12 protein-coding genes are annotated in these 20,320 nt (G+C 49.8%); 9 read left to right on the top strand and 3 right to left on the bottom strand.

Annotated features, from left to right (window positions below; all coding sequences use genetic code 11):
• Nucleotides 1-17 precede the first annotated feature (17 nt).
• From ACKI3C_RS00210 to polA, 7 genes are all read left to right on the top strand, one after another.
• Nucleotides 18-1,418, top strand: a complete 1,401-nt coding sequence (locus ACKI3C_RS00210) for an FtsW/RodA/SpoVE family cell cycle protein (protein WP_407400987.1) — start codon at nt 18-20, stop codon at nt 1,416-1,418.
• A 1-nt stretch (nt 1,419) separates the two neighbouring features.
• Nucleotides 1,420-2,520, top strand: coding sequence for an undecaprenyldiphospho-muramoylpentapeptide beta-N-acetylglucosaminyltransferase (murG, locus tag ACKI3C_RS00205; RefSeq protein WP_407400986.1), 1,101 nt, complete (start codon nt 1,420-1,422; stop codon nt 2,518-2,520).
• A gap of 69 nt (nt 2,521-2,589) precedes the next feature.
• Nucleotides 2,590-3,963, top strand: a complete 1,374-nt coding sequence (gene murC / locus ACKI3C_RS00200; protein ID WP_407400985.1) for a UDP-N-acetylmuramate--L-alanine ligase — start codon at nt 2,590-2,592, stop codon at nt 3,961-3,963.
• Nucleotides 3,960-4,793 carry a cell division protein FtsQ/DivIB gene (locus tag ACKI3C_RS00195; RefSeq protein WP_407400984.1) on the top strand — a complete coding sequence of 278 codons (834 nt, stop codon included), beginning with the start codon at nt 3,960-3,962 and terminating at the stop codon, nt 4,791-4,793. The genes murC and ACKI3C_RS00195 overlap by 4 nt, the downstream gene beginning before the upstream one ends.
• A 31-nt stretch (nt 4,794-4,824) precedes the next feature.
• A complete protein-coding gene (gene pilM / locus ACKI3C_RS00190) occupies nt 4,825-6,153 on the top strand; it encodes a pilus assembly protein PilM (RefSeq protein ID WP_407400983.1) in 1,329 nt (442 codons plus the stop codon).
• Nucleotides 6,154-6,207: 54 nt separating this feature from the next.
• On the top strand, nt 6,208-7,593 hold the full coding sequence (ftsZ, locus tag ACKI3C_RS00185) for a cell division protein FtsZ (protein ID WP_407400982.1): 1,386 nt from the start codon (nt 6,208-6,210) through the stop codon (nt 7,591-7,593).
• Between the two features lie 245 nt (nt 7,594-7,838).
• Complete coding sequence (gene polA, locus ACKI3C_RS00180; protein WP_407400981.1) at nt 7,839-10,637, top strand: DNA polymerase I; 2,799 nt, start codon at nt 7,839-7,841, stop codon at nt 10,635-10,637.
• Nucleotides 10,638-10,750: 113 nt separating this feature from the next.
• On the opposite strand, the gene ACKI3C_RS00175 is transcribed toward polA, so the two are convergent.
• From ACKI3C_RS00175 to ACKI3C_RS00165, 3 genes are all read right to left on the bottom strand, one after another.
• A complete protein-coding gene (locus ACKI3C_RS00175) occupies nt 10,751-11,281 on the bottom strand; it encodes a TrmH family RNA methyltransferase (RefSeq protein WP_407400980.1) in 531 nt (176 codons plus the stop codon).
• A 108-nt stretch (nt 11,282-11,389) separates the two neighbouring features.
• Nucleotides 11,390-12,682 carry an ATP-binding protein gene (locus ACKI3C_RS00170; protein WP_407400979.1) on the bottom strand — a complete coding sequence of 431 codons (1,293 nt, stop codon included), beginning with the start codon at nt 12,680-12,682 and terminating at the stop codon, nt 11,390-11,392.
• Between the two features lie 146 nt (nt 12,683-12,828).
• Nucleotides 12,829-14,181 carry an ATP-binding protein gene (locus ACKI3C_RS00165; protein WP_407400978.1) on the bottom strand — a complete coding sequence of 451 codons (1,353 nt, stop codon included), beginning with the start codon at nt 14,179-14,181 and terminating at the stop codon, nt 12,829-12,831.
• 219 nt (nt 14,182-14,400) lie between these two features.
• Here ACKI3C_RS00165 and ACKI3C_RS00160 point away from each other — a divergent pair, with 219 nt between their 5' ends.
• Both ACKI3C_RS00160 and ACKI3C_RS00155 read left to right on the top strand, forming a co-directional pair.
• Nucleotides 14,401-17,232, top strand: coding sequence for a leucine-rich repeat domain-containing protein (locus ACKI3C_RS00160; protein ID WP_407400977.1), 2,832 nt, complete (start codon nt 14,401-14,403; stop codon nt 17,230-17,232).
• 565 nt (nt 17,233-17,797) lie between these two features.
• A complete protein-coding gene (locus ACKI3C_RS00155) occupies nt 17,798-19,666 on the top strand; it encodes an AAA domain-containing protein (RefSeq protein WP_407400976.1) in 1,869 nt (622 codons plus the stop codon).
• Nucleotides 19,667-20,320: the final 654 nt, after the last annotated feature.

Below are 20,320 nucleotides of genomic sequence, written 5' to 3'. Positions count from 1 at the left end.
TAAAAATTTAACGGCACATGGCTGAAGAGAACACAATCAAGAAACCAACTACCTCGCACAACTTTACCCACAAGTATGGCGACCCGTGGATATGGGGTATTTTCATCGCTCTGATGATTATCTCGGTGATAGAGAATTACTCGGCATCGAGCGTGCTTGTCAGTTCGAAGGGTATCTTTACCCCCATCATCAAGCACACCGCCTTCTTGCTAGTAGGCGTGGGCATCACCACATTCGTGGCACGGCGCGACTACTACAAGCCGGGGTTCATCCTGCTCTCGGTGCCTGTCCTGAGTGCCTTCACTGTGCTCACCCTCGTCTATGTGAGGTTTTTCGGTGCCATCGTCAATGGCGCCCGCCGCGCCATCAACATTGCTGGCGTCTCGTTCCAGCCTGCCGAGCTTGCCAAGGTGTCGATTGTCACCGTGCTGGCCTATGTGCTTGCGCGCAACCAGGAGAAAAACGGACTGTCTAACAAAGGCTTGCTTATAGCCATAGTCATTGTAGCGCTCTATGCGGCACCCATGATTCAGAGCGGTCTCACCAACTGCCTGTTGCTGGGCGCTATATGCCTCACCATGATTTTAATAGGCGGTTCTAGCTTGAAAAAACTGGCCATTGTGGGACTGGCTGTGGGCTTTATTATGGGCATGGGCTGGCTTGTAAAAAGTTGCGGCGACGACAACGACGAGACACTCAGGAACGCCGAGGCTGCTAAAACCGAACAAGTGGATGTCGCTAGCAAAGAGCCTGTATCGGAGATGGAAGAGGTGTTTGGCAACAACGAGAAAAAGGCAAACGATGGAGATGTCAACCGCTGGGCCATGCGCATGGACCGTGTGATCAAGTGGTGGTACAACGACTCGCTCGTGTACTGGCCCATCGACGACAAGAACTCACAGGAGATGTTCTCACGCATGGCGCAGGCTCATGGCGGCGTTGTGGGCGTGGGCGTGGGCGGTAACCGCGAGGGGGCTCGACTTCCGCTGGCATTCAGCGACTACATCTACTCGATTATCATCGAGGAGACAGGCCTAGTGGGCGGTATCATCGTGCTGGTGCTCTACCTGTCGCTGCTAGGACGAGCCACCATCATCGTGCGCAAGTGCAAGCGTGCATGGCCATCGCTCATCATCATAGGCATCGCATCGGCCATCACCTTCCAGGCACTGTTCCACATGGCCATCAACACGGGCGTGTTCCCCGTGTCGGGACAGCCGCTGCCGCTCATCTCGGCCGGCGGCACGTCGGTCTTGGTCATGAGCCTCGCCTTCGGCATCATGCTCAGCGTGAGCCGCACTATATCAATAGTAAACAAGAGCAACAAGAATAAAGAAGAAGAACCCGAAATCGAGCTCCCCGAGGGACTCGATGCCGAGAACTTAACACAAATAACCCCAAAAAACGTCTGGAAATAACATGAATATACTAGTGAGCGGAGGCGGCACAGGAGGACACATCTTCCCCGCCCTTTCAATAGCAGGCGAGATGCGTCGCCGTTTTCCCGAGGCCAATATCCTCTTTGTGGGCGCCGAGGGCCGCATGGAGATGGAGAAGGTGCCGGCAGCCGGTTTCGAAATCAAGGGTCTGCCCGTGAGCGGATTTGACCGCAAGAACCCCCTCAAGGCCCTCAAAGCAGCCGTGAAACTGATCAAGTGCATGCACCTGGCCCGTAAAATCGTGAAAGAGTTCCAGCCCGACATCGCCATAGGCGTGGGAGGCTATGCCAGCGGCCCCGTGCTCAAAGCAGCGCAGAGGGCAGGCGTGCCCACACTGCTGCAGGAGCAGAACTCCTATGCCGGAGTGACCAACAAACTGCTTGCCAAGAAGGCGAAGTGCATCTGCGTGGCCTACGAGGGCATGGAGCGTTTCTTCGACAAGGACAAGATAGTGCTCACCGGCAACCCCGTGCGCCGCAACCTGCTCGAATGCACCGCCACGCCGCAAGAGGCCCGCAAAGCCATGGGCATAGACCCCGACAAGAAGACCGTGCTCATCATAGGCGGCAGCCTGGGTGCACGCACCGTGAACAACGCCATCAAGGCGCGCCTTGACCAGATAGCCGCGCGCGACGACGTGCAGGTGCTGTGGCAGACAGGCAAGTTCTACGACGAGGAATGCCGCAAGGCACTCGAGCAGTCGGGAGCAAAGAACGTGGTGCAGACGGCGTTTATCAGCAACATGGACATGGCCTACCGCGCTGCCGACCTCGTGGTGTCGCGTGCTGGCGCCAGCTCGGTGAGCGAGCTGCAGCTGCTGGGCAAGGCTTCGATACTCGTGCCGTCGCCCAATGTGGCTGAAGACCACCAGACCAAGAACGCCATGGCGCTGGTCAACCGCAACGCTGCCATCATGGTAAGGGATGCCGATGCCATAGCCACCCTGGTCGATACAATGCTTGTCGCCGTGGACGACACGGCTAAAATAGCTACGCTCAGCGCTGGCGCCGCTGCAATGGCACTGCCGCAGGCTGCCGAGAAAATCGTGGACCACGCACTGAACATCATCAACAAAAAGTAACATTCATTTATCTCTCGCAGGGCACGCAGATTTTTAATTTTCTCTCTGTGGGAGACTCACCAAAGAAAGATGAAAGAATTCAACTCACTATACTTCGTGGGCGCCGGCGGCATAGGCATGGCCGCGCTCGAGCGCTACTTCCTGGCACAGGGCAAGAAAGTGGCAGGATATGACCGCACTCCCAGCGACCTCACCCGTGCGCTCGAGAGCGAAGGCGTGCACATCGACTTCGACGACGACCCAGCGCTTATCCCGCCCTATTGCCTCGACCCCTCCACCACACTCGTGGTCTATACCCCTGCCGTGCCGCAGTCGCACCGCGGCTTGCAGTACTTCACCACCCACGGCTTTGAGGTTGTGAAGCGCGCCAAGCTGCTGGGCATCGTCACCCTGGGCAGCAAGGGGCTGTGCTTTGCCGGCACCCACGGCAAGACCACCACGTCGAGCATGGCGGCCCACATCATGCAGGTGAGCGGCACCGGCAGCAACGCCTTCCTGGGCGGTGTGCTGCGCAACTATGGCAGCAACTGCCTGCTCTCTCCCACTAGCCCCTACTCGGTGATCGAGGCCGACGAGTTTGACCGCTCGTTCCACCACCTCACCCCCTACGTGGCAGTGGTCACCAGCACCGATGCCGACCACCTCGACATCTATGGCAACTACGAGAACTACCTTGAGAGCTTCGCTCACTTCACCTCGCTCATACGCCCCGACGGCTATCTCATCGTGCACACCGGCCTCGACCTCGTGCCGCGCACACAGCCAGGCGTCACCACCTACACCTACTCACGCGACGAGGGCGACTTCCATGCCACACGCATAGTGAAAGACAACGGCACCATCACCTTCGACATGGTCACCCCGTGGGAGACCGTGGAGGGCATCTCGCTGGGAGTGCCGGTAGATATCAACATAGAGAACGCCATCGCAGCGATGGCGGCATGCCGCATTGCCGGAGCCAGCGCCGAGGCAATGAAGCAGGCCATGGAATCATTCATGGGTCCCAAGCGCCGCTTCGAGTTCTGGCTCAAAGAAGACGGCAAAGTGGTCATCGACGACTATGCCCATCACCCCGATGAAATCAAGGCGAGCATCACCAGCGTGCGCGACCTCTATCCCGGACGCAAAATCAGCGTCATCTTCCAGCCGCACCTCTACAGCCGCACCCGTGACCTGTGCGACGGATTTGCCCAGGCTCTGTCGCTGGCCGACGAGTTGCTGCTGCTTCCCATCTACCCTGCACGCGAGCTTCCCATCGAGGGAGTGACCTCTCAAATCATACTCGACAAGGTAACTTGCCCTGTAAAGAGCATTTACACCAAAGAAAATTTGATTAATTCGCTACATTTGCTTAACTTTGAAGTCTGTTTGACACTTGGTGCCGGCGACGTGGTCAACATGCTGCCCCAGATGTGCCAAGAGATTAAACTCCAACAGCGGTGAAGAAGATCGTTAGATACATATTGCTCGTTGTGATGGCCACACTGCTCGTGTGTGGCATCGTGTGGGCGCACGGCAAGGCTTCGGCCGAACTGTGCACCGGCATCGACGTGGTGATCAGCAACGCCGACAGCTCATCGCTCGTTACCGAGCAGGGCATCAAGGACAAGATGAACCGCCTGGGACTCAAAGCGGTGGGAAAACCCGTGGGTAAAGTAGATATCCATGCCATCGAGAGCAAGCTGCGCGAGCTCGAGTACCTCGAGAGCGCCGAGTGCTACATGTCGCCCAGTGGACATCTTGTGATAAAGGTCAAGCAGATCGTGCCCGTGCTGCGAGTATTTGACGGAGACAAGAGCTACTATGTGAACCACGACGGCAAGCAGATGCACGCCGTGGCCGAGTTCCATGCCGACGTTCCCGTGGTGACAGGAAACTTCTCGCCCAAGTACCAGCCCACAAGGCTCCTTCCCCTGGTAGAGTACATCGAGAAAGACCCCACGCTCAAGTCGCTCGTCACCATCATCACCGTGCGCGACAGCAACAACATCTTCATCACACCCAGCATCAGCGGGCACGTGGTCAACATGGGCTCGGCCGACAACTTCGAGAACAAGTTCAAGAAACTCACCGCGTTCTACAAGAACGTGCTGCCACACAAGGGATATGACTACTACGACACCATCTCGGTCAAGTGGAACTACCAAGTTGTGGCCACCAAGCGCGCCAAGGCTGTCAAGATCGAACTTCCCGTCGATACAGCCTACATCGACGAGACGCCGTTTGACATCATCTCTGACGCACCCGCCGATACTACTAAAAAGAAAAATTAAATTATAAACCAGTGTATATATACCCTTTATCATGGATCAGAAACAATATATCGTAGCCATCGAGATTGGCAGTTCCAAGGTTGTGGGAGCCGCTGCACAAGTCAACGACTCGCGCATCACCGTGAACCACTACGAGGAAGAAATGCATTCTAACTGCGTCAACTATGGTTGGGTGCAGAACGTAGAGAACATCAAGAGTTGCATCAACCGCATCCTGCGCCGCCTCGAGAACGCACTTGATGGCGACATAACACACATCTACGTGGGACGAAGCGGCCGCACACTCCACAGCGAGTCGAGCGAGGTGAACCGCAGCATCGACGCTTCAACCGCCATCACCAGCGCCACCATCGAGTCGATCAAGCGCGACGCTTGCCGCACCAGCCTCAAGCGATATGAGACCATCGAGGTGGTGCCACGCGCTTTCTACGTGGACAAGAGCCTCATCACCGACAACAATCCCGTGGGACACTACGGATCGAGCATCAAGGTCAAGCTCAACCTCATCGTTGCCAACAGCAGCATGTTGCTCAACCTCGACCGCGTGGTCAAGGGATTCAATTCCAAGCCCATCGTCACAGCGCTCGCTATGGGTAACCATGTGCTCAGCACCGAGGAGAAACGAAAGGGATGTATGCTCGTAGATATGGGTGCCGAGACCACCACAGTGTCAATCTACAAGAACGGTATGCTGGTTTACCTCAACACTCTGCCCCTGGGCGGACGCAACCTCACCCTCGACATCGCCAACAGCATCCCTGGCGTGCTCGAAGAAACAGCCGAGAACGTCAAGAAGAACATAAACAATCCTCTCGAGGTGCCTCACACCGACTCGGTGGTAATCGAGGGAGTCAACTCGCGTGACGCTGCCAACTATATCAGCGCCCGCGTGGGCGAGATTATCGCCAACATCAACAAGCAGCTCGAGTATGCCGGAGTCACAGCCAGCGAGATGTCGTGCATCGTCCTGGCAGGTGGTGCAGCTCAACTCAAAGGCATCGCCAAGATGCTCGAAGAGAACACCAAGATTGCCACACACAAGGCAACATTGCCTGCCAACATCTATCTCAACAATGCGCTTGCCAATGCTCACAAAGACATCAACGTGCAGCTCATGGCCATCATCGCCGAGGCTTGCCAGGTGATGGACAAGATGGACTCTTGCGTCAAGTTCCGCGAAATCGTGGATATCGACATCCACGGACCCAGAATCCAGCAAGAACCCGTTGAAAAAGAACCTGAAGAAAAGCCCGAGAAATCCAAGAAGAAGAAAAAACCGTCGATGTGGGAAACACTTCAAAACAAGTTTAGCAACATATTGACCAACCCCGACGACGATGACGACGACGATGAGTACTAAAAAACTCCACGGCGAGAAAGAAACACTTTAGCAACACAATAAACACCAGCAATAATGACAGACGGAAATAATATCCCCCCACTCGAAGGCGTAATTGACGACGGGTCATTCGCCCCCCAGGCACAAACCCCAAAGATGCCCACCATCATCAAGGTAGTGGGCGTGGGCGGCGGCGGCAACAACGCCATCAACCACATGTATTCACAGAACATCGACGGTGTCTCATTCGTGGTCATCAACACCGACCGGCAGGCGCTCAACATGTCGCCCGTGCCTAACCGCGTGCTCATAGGCCCCACCACTACCCACGGACTGGGAGCCGGCAACAACCCCGGCGTGGCAGCCGAGGCAGCCGAGGAAAGCAGCGCCGACATCGCAGCGCTCTTTGACGACGACACCAAGATGGTGTTCATCACTGCCGGTATGGGCGGCGGCACCGGTACAGGAGCAGCTCCCGTCGTGGCACGCATCGCGCATGAGAAAGGCGTGCTCACCATCGGTATTGTCACCATTCCGTTCATCTTTGAAGGACAGCGCAAGATCATCAAAGCCCTTGCCGGAGCCAACGAGATGCGCAAGTATGTGGATGCACTGCTCATCATCAACAACCAACAGCTCATCAACATCTACCCCGACCTCGACTTCAACAACGCATTCGGCAAGGCCGACGACACCCTCTCGACCGCTGCACGAAGCATCAGCGAACTCATCACCGCCGAGGGTAAGATCAACCTCGACTTCAAAGACGTCAACACCACACTGCGTGCCGGTGGCGTAGCCATCATCAGCACCGGTTATGGCGAGGGAGAGAACCGCGTCACAAAGGCTATTAATGACGCGCTCAACTCACCTCTGCTCAAGAACCGCGACGTCTATAGCTCGAGCCGCATCCTCATCAACATATATTTCAATCCCGACAGCGACAAGCCCTTCCAGATGAGCGAGATGAACGAGATGCAGAGCTTCATGGCAAACTTCAGCCTCGACGTGGATGCTATCACTGGCGTGGCTTTCGACCATTCGCTCGACAACCGCATCAAGATCACTATCCTTGCTGCTGGATTTGACCTCAGTCTCACCGATGAGGCTCCCGAACCTCAGGTAAAAGCACCCGTAGCAACCTCATCACCCGCCAAACCCAAGGAAGATGAAGAAAGCATCCGCGAGATGGAAAAACTCTATGGCGAGGATGTTATTGCCCAGTCGCAGAAGGACAAGGCTGCAGCTCAATACATCATCCTCACCCGTGAGGACATCGAGAACGAGGCCCTCCTCGACGAGCTCCGCAACCATGCTGCCTACAAGCGTCTGCCCGAGGTGAAGCAGCGCATCAACGCACTGCGCGAGACCCCGCAGAACGCCCCGGCAGCACAGGCACACACCGCCGCACAGGCACACGCTGCCAAGCCGGGATCAACAGGCACAATACAGTTTGAGTAATTCTCAACACACCACTTTAAGAGGGTATGTCAAAATGCGCTTTGGTAGGGTAACAATTCTTTTGCCCTTACAGGGCGCATTAATGTTATCGCTTGTTACCCAAGGCGTTGCCTTGGACTAGTTGCAGCATTGCGCTTACAGCGCGTCGCCACTTCGTGCATTTTGACATACCCTCAATTATATCATAGCGATTTTGTCCTTCTTGAAAAAATGACTACCTTTGCATTAAAAGAAAAACTACCGACATGAAAAAACTTCTTCTCATTGACGCTTATGCGATGATATTCAGGGCTTTTTATGCCATGATACGCAATCCCAGGATCACATCCACAGGCATCGACACTAGTGCGGTGTTCGGCTTTGTCAACATACTCCAGGACCTGCTCAAGCGTGAGCGCCCCAGCCACATCGCCGTGTGCTTTGACCCCGGCGGAAAGACTTTTCGCCACGAGGCTTACCCGGAATATAAGGCTAACCGCAGCGAGACCCCCGAGGGCATTCTCATCGCTGTGCCATATATCAAGCGCATACTCGAGGCCTACCGCATTCCCGTGGTCATCGTTCCTGGCTACGAGGCCGACGACGTGATAGGCACCCTAGCCCACATGTCGCAGGACCACGGCTTTGAGACCTACATGGTGACTGGCGACAAGGACTTTGCACAGCTGGTCACTCCTCATGTCAAGGTGCTCAATCCAGGCAAGGGCGAGATTCTGGGCGTGGAAGAAGTGAAAGAGAAATACGGCTTGCAGTCGCCGCTGCAAGTGATTGACATGCTGGCGCTCATGGGCGACAGCGCCGACAACATTCCCGGATGTCCCGGCGTGGGACCCAAGACTGCCGAGAAACTCATAGCCCAGTTTGGCAGCGTGGAGAACCTCATCGAGCACACTGCCGAACTCAAAGGCGCACTCAGGACCAAGGTGGAGAGCAACGTGGAGCAAATCAAGTTTTCCAAGTACCTGGCAACCATCATCACCGACGTGCCTGTGGAGTGGGACGAAGAATCGCTCCTGCGTGAGCGCGTCGATATGGACGCACTGCGTGCCGTGTTTGACGAACTCGAGTTCCGCACGCTTGCTGCCCGCATCATCGACCATGGCGAGGCCAACGTGGGCCTTGAAGGAGCCGATGTTCCCGAACCTGCCGCCAGCCATCCTGCACCCGCCGCAGGCGAGCAATTGAGCCTCTTCGACACCCCACAGCAGGGTAACAGTGCCGTTCAGCCGTCTCAACCAGTGGCTGATACCCACGCTTCACTATTCAGCCCGCGCAACCACCGCATCGTGGCCGACACCTATGAGGCCGAGGCACTGGTGGCACAGTGGACCAAACTCGATAACCTGGCAGTGAACATCATTGCCGACGGCGATGAGGCAATGCGCGCCATGATTGTGGGCTTTGCCGTGTGTCCGCCCAGCGGCGAGGCTGTATATCTGCCCTGCGACGGCATGGGGTTCATGATGCAGGCAGTGGAACCGCTGTTTAAGGGCAACACACGCATCGTGAGCAACGACGTGAAGCGAGACATGGTGATACTGCACCAGGCTGGCGTCAAGTGGACCGCACCCTACTATGACACAGCCGTGGCACACTACCTGCTGCAACCCGAGCGCGGACACAGCACAGTGCAGCTAGCACAGGACGTGCTATTCTACACGCCCGCCACTCCCGAGTCGCTGCTAGGAAACAAAGGCAAGAAACAACTGCGATGGGCACAAGTGAAACCTGACCGCATCGCTCCCGTGGCATGTGAGGCAGCCGCAATCAACATGACCCTGCCCAGTATCATCGACGATATGATCAAGCAGGAAGGAATGACACATCTGCTCGACACCATAGAGATGCCACTGGTCAAGGTGCTTGCCGCCATGGAAATAGCCGGAGCACGCATTGACGTGAAAGCCCTGGCCGATTATTCCACAGTGCTCACCGAGCGCATGACGGCTCTCGACCACGAGTGCCACCTGCTCGCAGGCGAGGAGTTCAACACAGCATCGCCCATGCAGGTGGGTGAAGTGCTCTTTGAAAAGCTAAAAATCGACGAGAAGGCTAAAAAAACCAAGACCGGGCAGTACAGCACCACCGAGGAAGTGCTGCTCAAACTGCGTGACCGCCATCCGCTCATCGACAAGATACTCGAACTGCGAGGCATACGCAAGCTGCTATCAACCTACGTCAACGCCCTGCCGGCACTCATCAACCCGCGCACCGGACGCCTGCACACCACCTATAACCAGACCGTCACTGCAACCGGACGACTCTCATCGACCAACCCTAACTTGCAGAATATCCCAGTGCGCAACGACGATGGACGCGAGATACGCCGCGCTTTCATTCCCGCCCAGGGAAACATTTTCTTCAGCGCTGATTACTCACAGATAGAACTGCGCCTTGTGGCCGACATGAGCGGTGACGCCACTATGTTAGAGGCATTTGCCGCCGGGCACGATATCCACGCCATTACTGCCGCACGCATCTACCACAAGCCGCTCGACCAGGTTACCAGCGACGAGCGACGCAAGGCCAAGACAGCCAACTTCGGTATTCTGTACGGCATCTCGGCATTCGGTTTGAGTCAGCGTCTGGGCATACCGCGCACCGAGTCTAAACTGCTCATTGACGGCTACTTTGCTACTTTCCCGGGTGTGAAGGACTACATCGACCGCAGCGTGGAGCAGGCACGTGAGAAGGGGTATGTAACCACTCTCGACGGTCGCCGCCGCATGCTGCCCGACATCAACTCGCGCAACGCCGTGGTGCGTAGTTTCAGCGAGCGCAATGCCGTCAACGCGCCCATCCAGGGCACCGCAGCCGACGTTATCAAGCGCGCCATGATTGCCATTCACGACCGTTTCCAGGCCGAGGACATAAAGTCGCAGATGATTCTACAAGTGCATGATGAGTTGAACTTCGACGTCATCCCATCCGAACTAGAACGCGTGCAGGCCATCGTGGTTGAGTGCATGGAACAAGCCTATACCGGCCGTGTCCGCCTCACCGCCTCCCATGCCGCAGCACACAACTGGCTCGACGCCCACTAAAAATATTATTTTATATTGTTGTCCGGTAAAAAAAAGAAAATATTTTTATTTTGATTTTTATGCTTAGAAGTTAGAACAACTCTCGTGATTTTTACCGGACAGCAATAATTATTTTACAACTTGCATTGCTGGAACACGTGCCACATTACTATGGCGGCAGTGTTGGCGATGTTGAGCGAGTGCTTGGTGCCTAGCTGCGGAATCTCGATGCAGCCGTCGCTGGCATCAACCACTTCTTGCTGCACGCCTTTCACCTCGTTGCCGAATATCACGGCATATTTCTCGCCAGGCTTGGTAATGAATTTTTCAAGACTAGTGCTGCCGTGCACCTGCTCTATGGAGAGAATCTTGTAGCCCTCGCCACGCAAGTAGTTAACCGCATCGAGCGTTTCTTTGTAGTATTTCCACTGCACACTCTCCTCGGCACCCAGCGCAGTCTTGTGAATTTCAGGCCGTGGTGGCTGTGAAGTGATGCCGCACAGCACCACACCCTCAATGACAAATGCGTCGCCAGTGCGGAACACACTACCCACATTCATCTCGCTGCGCACATTGTCGAGAACAACCACCAGCGGAATCTTTGCCACCTCTTTATATTCATCTACATCCACACGGTGCAGATCAAGCATTGATTTCTTCTTCATATTATTTTGTCTTTATTTTTCAATCTTCGCCTCTTTGCATTTACAAAATATGTTTATCCTACTAAATGCTACGCTCACTTTTTCAAGCTTGGTCCTACATGCTTTTTCTTAGTCCTTGAGACAAGCAAGGGGAATAACTTTAACGCCATCAGGGCGCGTATAAGCCATTTGCCCTCCTGTTAATATAATAAGGATGTCGGGTTCACGAATTGGCATCTGCTTTTCAGTTTTGTTTTTTTCTATTATCAATCTCTTTATTTCAAGCAGGTGTTTTGCACCTTCTTCTATTTCGCGGCTGCCCAGTTTACACTCTATCAAAGCATATCGCCCGTCGGCAAGGTGAAGCACAAGGTCGGCCTCCAATCCGTATCTGTCGCGATAGTAAGAAATGTGACTTCCAAAATCAGGTGTGTAGGCCTTGAGGTCACGCACACACATCTGTTCAAATATAAAACCGAAAGTCTTAAGTTGGGTTATTAGTGATTCAGGGGTTAATCCAAGTGCTGCGACTGCAATTGAAGGATCAGAAAAAGCTCTTTTTACTCCGCTTCTAATTGCAGTCTTACTTCTTATAGCTGGACACCAGGCATTTAGGTCATCTATAACAAACAACCTGGTGAATGCATATACATATTCATCAAAAGTGGGTTGCGAACAGTTCACTTCGCCCGACGAAACAACATCGGCATTCATCAAGGATTTCTTGGCAAGCGTTGATATATTCCGTGCATAGGATTTTAATATTAGCCTAGCTACACGTTCATCCCTCTGCACTCCATCAACCCTTGATATATCTTCTCGACACAAACTTTCTACATAGTTACGTGCCACAAGCAGCTTTGCCTTTTTACTCCTCATGTTGGTTGTAGCTGGCCATCCACCCCTACATGCAGCAAAAATCAAATCTTCTATCTGCATGTCAGATTTTATTCCATCTATATCAATATTTACATCATCAAATAGTTTTTGCAACGATATTTTACCATTAGATTCCTTTGTTTCCCACAAACTCATAGGAAGCATTTTAATGCGTGAGATGCGTCCGGTTCCTGTATGCTTGATTTTAGTTTTGTCGACAGTATTGGAACCTGTGAGTACAAACTGGCCTGGCACTTGCCGCTTATCAACCATTGTTCTAACTGCGTCCCACAAAACGGGTGCATCTTGCCATTCATCAATCAAGCGAGGTGTTTCACCTAACAAAAGCAACGAAGGCTTAGACATGGCAGTAACAATGTATTCTTCCTGCATGTCAGTATCATTGAGCCTTATTACACTTTTACATACTTGCTCGGCTGTAGTGGTTTTTCCACACCATTTGGGACCTTCGATAAGCACTGCTCCAAAAGCCTCTAGCCTTTCTTTTAATAGTATATCTGTTATACGATTTAAGTAACTCATTATTATTTTTTATAAATACATTGCAAATATAGTGATAATTAATTAATTATACAATATAGTTTGTATTTTTGTGGTATTTTAGTTTGTGTTTTTGCGGTGTTTTGGTTTGTGTTTTTGCGATAAAATGTTGGAACTTTATCAGGATTTTACCATTTACCCACCACTTCGTTGGTGTAATTTAGAAACATAACATAATAAATAGGAATATATGTTATCACACCTCTCTTATATATCATGCGTTCATTAGACAACACAAATGCTTGCTTTATGTTGTACTCTTTCACTTCTATAAAATGATTTAACGCACTGTGCACGGTGTAATCTTTGCCCGATTTTACCTCAATGGGCAGAGTGGTGAGATTTGTGCTATCGTTAATTAAATAATCAACCTCGCCGTTTTTCTTGTTGTCGTAGTAGAAACATCCTAACCCGTGAGCAGTGAGTTCTTGTGCCACTAATGTTTCATAAACCGATCCGAGGTTAATGCTACTTTCATCGTCCATTACGGATTTTAAGTTGTGTCCATACATGATGGCTGTGAGCATACCCACATCGTTCATGTAAAGTTTCAACAAGTTCTTACCTTCATTCAAGCACAATGGGAAAGAAGGTTTACTTATTGCTTTGCATTCAATAGTGATACCAGCAGCCGATAGGTAATCAAACTCATCCTGATAATTCAGCATTCTCTTGCCTGTCTTTTCCTCTATATCCTTAACCACGATGCGTTTCTTCTTATTCTCCATATTGGAAGGAATCATGCTGTAAATGCGCTGTATTTTAAGTTTGCGCCCTGCTTGTCTTTCATACTTTGCCGCATCGTCAAGATATAAATCATGTATATCACTATGTACCTGGCGTATTTTTACAATGTTTTTATCCTCTACAAAGGCATTTACAGCATCAGGCAATCCACCCACAAGGATATATTTCTTCAATAAATCCATTACCCGGTTATGCAATCCTTCGTTGAGTGGTTCCATATTTTCAAATGCCTTTTTCATGCCTTCAATAGCAAGTTCACCCATGCCATTAGCCCATAGAAATTCCTCAAAATCGAGCGGATACATGCGCAGTCGTTCATAACTTCCGCCAGGTATTGACTGGGTTTTCTTCAATGCCACACCCAGTTGAGATCCACTAGCTATGTAGGTATATTTTCCTTCTTCCATTAGGAATTTAACCAAAGTGAGCAAATGATCATAAGCCTGTATTTCGTCAATGAATACCAGAGTATTTTCTTTCTCGTGCATCCGGTCGCCAGCAACACTGCTCAATGCCATGTAGAAGTCGGTGGTGGTGCGCGCGTCGGCAAACAACCTGCTGCCTTGTTTGTCCTTTTCCATATTTATTTCTATGTAATTAGGATATAAACTTTTTGCAGCATGGCGTATAATGAATGACTTCCCTATCTGCCGGGCCCCATCCACGATAAGCATCTTTTTACCTGGATTTTTAAGATACTTTTCTATTCTATTGATTATCTTACGTTTAAGCATAAAAAATACACTTTTCCTATAAATTTAACCCTACAAAAATACACTTTTCCTATAAATTACACAAGCATTTTATACACTTTTCCAGTATTTTTCTCCTACATATTTTATTCTAATTGTTCCACTACTGGAAAAATACCTCCAAAAGGTGTGACTTTCTTGAATTTTATTACTACCTTTGCCACATTGTCTTGGATTTTTATTTGATTTATAATCGCAACTATGAGAAAATTATTGTTTTTATTAGCAAATATTGCTATTACACTAAATGCTTCTGCATTTGATGTAAATGGAATTAGTTATAATATTACCTCTGATAAAGACCGTACCGTTGAAGTAGTACATAATGAGGATTATTTCGGGGATATCGTAATACTCGAAACCGTATCTTATTCAGGAGTAGACTTTCGCGTTACATCCATTGGTCAAGGGGCATTTGCTTTTTGTTGCGATGTAACATCTGTGTCACTTCCTAACAGTATTACATATATTGGCGATGGTGCATTTGAAAATTGTAGCAGTTTGGTGGAAGTAAATATGTCATATAATAATAATCTCACTTATATTGGCAATTTTGCGTTTAGTTATTGTACCAGTCTTTCGAAATTTAGATGGAGTAATAAATTAACCACAATCGGCTCTTTAGCATTTGAAAATTGCAGTAGTTTATCTGAAATATGGATTTCTTCTTCTGTCACCTCCATTGGCACAGATGCCTTTGCTGGATGTAGCAACGCAGGTTCTATAACAGTTGACTCAAAAAATCCAAAATATGATAGCCGTGGGGATTGTAATGCAATCATTGAAACCTCAACTAATACACTAATTTGCGGATGCGCAATCACCAACATTCCTAATAGTGTAACATCAATTGCCGATTATGCATTTAGTGACTGTAATGGTCTTAAAACGATAAAAATTCCCGATAACGTCACATCTATTGGCTATTCAGCATTCGATATGTGTTACAATTTGCGTGAGGTCACGATTGGTTCGGGAGTCAAGAGTATAGATAAGTATGCGTTTTCTTTCTCACCATTAGAGAAATTAAGAGTCGAGGCTGAAGTTCCACCCACTTGTGGTGGCGATATAGTAAAAGCCGATGTCTATAAAACTACACGTCTTGAAGTTCCTATTCTTAACGGTAAATATACAACGGCTGAAATATGGAAGAAATTTGAAAACATTGTCCCCATTTCAGATAATTATCTCTCTCTGACCGCTACAGGAGGCGACATGACCATCGGTATGCTGAAGACAGGATCGCCCAATGACTATGTAGTCTGCTATTCTGCTGACAAAGACCAATGGACAACGCAAACCCTATCAGCCACAACAGATATCGTTACCATACCTGCTGGCAAGACCTATTACTTTGCCCATGGTACGGATGACGTACTATGTCACATTTCCAACAACCAAAATAATTGCTGGTCGTTCACGATGACAGGCAGTGGTACGGTACAGGCTGGTGGAAACATTGTTTCTCTGCTGGATGTTACATGTCAAAAGACTACGTTAGCAGGTTTACCACAGCACGTTTTTACTGGTCTGTTCAAGGGGTGCGAGAAACTTACTAAAGCCCCCGAACTTCCATTCATGTCCCTTAGCCAGTTCTGTTATATGAACATGTTTGAAGGCACAGGTATTACTGTTGCTCCACAGTTGCCAGCCACAACTATTCCCGACGGGGCATATATGGGTATGTTCCGCAATTGTAAAAACTTGATGACGGTAGCACCTCTTCCTGGCACAAGCCTCTCTCGCAGGGCATACGATAGCATGTTATATGGTTGCGAAAATTTGACTTCAGTAGATATTGCCAATATCACAACCATGGATCAGCGAACTGATGCAGGCAATGCTTGTTTCACTAATTGGCTTGAGGGTACTGCCGTGGGCACTACAGGTGTGGTAAATATGCCTGATGCTTTAGTTGGCAATGAACTTATTTTCCTGCCCAGCAACTGGACGGCACATAGCATTGATGGTCACAACTATGTTCCTGAGAAGGATGCTGAGGGCAATGATAATTGGGTGTGGGAAGGCGTGACTAAAGCCACCTTGAAGTTCGTCTGCACCAAGAACGCTAACCACAAGTTGGAGATGGTAGCCACTGGCGATGCAATCACAAATGACATCACTACAGAACCAACATGTACCACTGATGGCATAAGCATTTATACTGCAACATTTACATTAGATAATGTGGAGTATAAAGGAACCAAGGAAATAGTCGTAGAAGCAAAGTTAGGTCACAACTATCAGTATGGTGTATGCACCCGTTGTGGTGATTCTCCTTCACACTTTGATTCTTTCACTATTAACGATGGCGACCCCTATATTATAACGCACGAAAGCACGGTAGATAACCTTGTTTACAACCGCTACTATCCCGAGAACGTGTGGAGCGCTTGGTTCACTCCGTTTGATGTTAATGCCTCTTATCTTGCGGCTAATGGTCTCACACCTGCCTACATCGAAGGCATACACAACTATGACGACAACCAGGACGGCACCATTGACCGCACCGTGATGGAGATTATCAAAATCACCAACGGACGACTCCTGGCGGGTACTCCTCTGCTCGTTCGTGCTACAGTAGGTTATTTGCCACAACTCGAACTCAGCAATGTTACAATGAAGGCAAATGATAACTTTAACAACATCCATACAGAGACAGCCACAACTAAGTTTGATTTCATCGGCACATACACAGAAATTACGCCTGCTGGTGACAACATCTATAGTCTCAACAACTATGAAACTATAGTTCCTTATACAGGTAATATTCAGCCATTGCGTTGGTACTGCCAGATAGAGCAGAAGCCTTCGTTCATCGGCGAGGAAACCTCACCTGCCCTTGCAAGTTGTATTTATATAAAAGTAATTGGCGAGGAAGATCCAGTGACAGGCATACGCACATTGTACAACGAGGATGCCCAAACACAAGAAAGAGCCGACGGTATCTTCGACCTCAATGGTCGCAGGCTCTCTGCTCCTCAACGTGGCATGATAAATATCATTAACGGTAAAAAGCAATTAGTAAGATAAAAAAGTAATTTAGGAAATATACACCAATAGTGTTTTTAAAGACTCCTCGCGCATATATCACGCATAAATTATATTAGCAATGAGAGGCTTCCAGCCTTTTAATGCTTGTGATATATTCGCGGGGATTCTTTAAAAATGGTATTTCTATATAATTACCCTATGTTAATAACCCTGTTAATTGCCTATAATAACTTTTCAACAAATAAATATAACTTTCTCTTGACAAATTCATTTTAGTTCTGCTTATAAAAATATGCCATAGTTTCCAAATTAGTTTTTTATTACTTTTTACATGAGTTTTCACAGCATTTTTGAGGGTTTTAAACATCATGATGGGAAAAATTTTATTAACTTTGCACATTTTTAACAAGGGTGTTAATTAACTATATAATAGGTTTATTTTCAACTCTTAAGCTTGTTAGTAACATGATAATAGCGTAGTGATGTAGTTTAATAACTTAATATGCAAGTATTATGGCAAAAAGTTTTCATCACTATTAACAGTCTATCATCATCAATAAAAAAAAATTTTATAAAAAAGAAATAATTAATTTTAATATCGATTGTGAACAATCCTGTTTCTGAACTTCTGCGGCAATATAAGTTGCTTGAACTGGAATATGCCCATGAACGCAACGAGTTTCAGCGCCTCACCGAGACGATGGGTGTGGGACGCAAGGTGAAACGCGGCGACTGCTGGTTCCCGGTGAGTGTGGGAAAAAGCTATTACAACTCGCTCAACCAGCTTGTGGTGGAAATAACTCGCAGCGAGGACAGCGATGTGGAGCACAACTTCGAATATGGCCGCCAGGTGATGTTCTTTGCCCAGAGCGGTCTTGATGATATAAGTTATTTCAAGTTCACAGGAACCGTGAGCTATGCCGAGTCCACTCGCATGGTTGTGGTCATGCCCGGACAGGAGAGCGTGTCGCAGTTGCTCAACCGCGATGCAGTGGGCGTGCAGTTGTCGTTTGACGAGACAACTTATAAACTCATGCTCGATGCCCTGAGCCGTGTAATCAATGCCAAGGGCAACCGCCTGTCCGAGTTGCGCGACACCTTCTATAATAAGGGCGAGGTGGGCAAGCTGTCTTTCGCGCCGCTGCGTTTTCCATGGCTCAACGCCACGCAGGAACGTGCCGTGAACGAGGTGCTGTGGGCGCGGGATGTTGCTATCGTGCACGGTCCTCCGGGCACTGGCAAGACAACGACGCTGGTGGAGGCTATATATGAGACATTGAGACGCGAGAACCAGGTGCTGGTGTGCGCGCAGAGCAACATGGCAGTGGACTGGATAAGCGAGCGATTGATGGACCGTGGAGTGGACGTGCTGCGTGTGGGCAACCCCACCAGGGTGAACGACAAGATGCTGTCGCAGACCTACGAGCGACGCTATGAGGACCACCCCGACTACCCGCAGCTGTGGTCGCTGCGCAAGACCATGCGCGAGATGCGCGCTAACAGCCGCAAGACCGAGGCTTTCCACCAGAAGATGGACCGGCTCAAGAACCGTGCCATGGAACTGGAACTGCGCATACACAACGACCTCATCTCGCAGGCACGTGTCATATCCTGCACGCTGGCAGGCAGCGCTAGCCGTGTGCTGGAGGGAATGAAGTTTGCCACATTATTTATAGACGAGGCAGCCCAGGCGCTCGAGGCAGCTTGCTGGATAGCCCTGCGCAAGGCAGGCCGTGTGGTGCTGGCAGGCGATCACCAGCAGTTGCCTCCCACGGTGAAGTGCATCGATGCTCTCAAAGGAGGACTGGGCAAGACGCTCATGGAACGCATTGTAGAGAATAAACCGCAGGTGGTGACTCTGCTCAAGGTGCAGTATCGCATGAACGAGGAGATAATGCGATTTTCCAGCGACTGGTTCTATGGCGGGCAGGTAGAGAGCGCGCCCGAGGTGAAGTATAGGGGCATACTCGACTATGACGATCCTATCATGTGGATAGATACAAGCGAGGTAGATGGCAAGGAGGAATTTGTGGGCGATAGTTATGGCCGCATCAACCGCAGCGAGGCAGCGCTCACGATGGAAATACTGGAAAATTTCTTTGAGAAGATAGGGCGGCAGCGAGTGCTCGAAGAACGCATCGACGTGGGCATTATTTCGCCTTACCGAGCCCAGGTGCAGCACTTGCGCAGGCTCATCAGGCACAGCAGTTACATGAAGCCATTCAGGCAACTCATCACGGTGAACACCGTGGATGGATTCCAGGGGCAGGAGCGAGACATCATAGTGATAAGCCTGGTGCGCGACAACGACGAGGGGCAGATAGGGTTCTTACGTGACCTGCGTCGCATGAACGTGGCTATCACGCGCGCGCGTATGAAACTTATAATACTGGGCAATGCCGACACCATGACACGGCATCCATTCTATAAGAAACTATATAATTATATAAACCCAATGTCTCCCATAGAGTAACTATTCAGCAATGGAACTCCCCGCGCGGATCTCACTGAAGTCACTGATTTTTTATCATTGGAAATATATATTTAGTGGATTTTTTAGACCTCAGGGAGGTCGTAACTTTGGTTAACCGCTGGTCGCAGACCTGCGGGCTGCCGGTGGGGGGTGTGAAGTGTGAAAAAATAGCGGATGAAGACCGCTACCTTGCTCGTTTCGAGGTAGCGGTCTTCAACCGCAGTATAGTGTATCGCGTTTACCCTGCCCTGCCTTCGCTTGCGCTCAGTTAGGACAGGGTTATGTGCAGAACGCAGTTCTGCGTGTCGGCTTTCAGCCTCTCTTTGCCTTATGCTTTGTGCGAGAGAAAGATTTTCATAAGGTATGGGCGGGGAGTATGCAAAAAAATATATTGTAGTATAGTTACAACAGATTGCTCTGATTTAACTGAATAAGAAATTATTCTAATTATTTTAATTTATTTCAGTTATTATTAAATCAGTGGTATTAGTGAGATCTGCGCGGGGATATTATGGCTCAGTAGATATTTTCCGTGGCAATCCACAGCACTGATTACCCAAATATCAGAGTGCAACGGTAGAGATAGAAGGGTAAGTCACGCACGCCTCTTAGCTCAGAGCGGAATCCCTTCATTTTTGAGTTGAGAGACTCCGC

The organism is Sodaliphilus sp. (genome assembly GCF_045598405.1).
Classification (GTDB): domain Bacteria; phylum Bacteroidota; class Bacteroidia; order Bacteroidales; family Muribaculaceae; genus Sodaliphilus; species Sodaliphilus limicaballi.
Note: the sequence above shows the minus strand (reverse complement) of the source record. Positions and strands in the feature narration are given on the sequence as shown.